Source organism: Streptococcus suis (genome assembly GCF_002964575.1).
Classification (GTDB): domain Bacteria; phylum Bacillota; class Bacilli; order Lactobacillales; family Streptococcaceae; genus Streptococcus; species Streptococcus suis_R.
This window is the reverse complement of sequence record NZ_POQQ01000079.1, coordinates 1-452: the sequence shown is the minus strand read 5'-3', so window position 1 is coordinate 452 and position 452 is coordinate 1. Positions and strand designations below refer to the sequence as shown.

The 452-nt window shown below is 34.5% G+C and carries 1 protein-coding gene; it reads left to right on the top strand.

Annotated elements, in window-relative coordinates; all coding sequences use genetic code 11:
* On the top strand, positions 1–452 hold a 452-nt coding region (locus C1E58_RS10105), incomplete at both ends, for a Rep family protein (protein ID WP_105210250.1).

Below are 452 nucleotides of genomic sequence, written 5' to 3'. Positions count from 1 at the left end.
GGTCTTAGTCCATTACATGATAAAGATGTCGACACAAAGAATGGTGGTTTTAAGAAACCGCATTATCACTTGATTTATGTGGCGAAGAATCCGGTGACAGCTGAAAGTGTACGTTTGAAAATAAAGCGTGCACTAGGGTCTCAGAGTATCTCTCATGTTGAGATAGTTAGAACCAGCATGGAAAACACATATTTGTATTTAACACATGAGTCTAAAGATGCTATCGAAAAGAAAAAACACGTTTATGATAAAGCCGATATCAAACTTTTGATGAATTTTGATATTGCACGCTATGTTACTCTTGACGTTGAGGAAAAAGATTATATTTTAGACTTAGTTTGTAATCTGATTGATGAGCAAGGATTAGCTAATGTTCGAGAGTTGAAAAGATTTATTAATCAACATGGTGGGGAATATGGTATCCCTAGTATGAAAATTGTAAATGAGGTTAT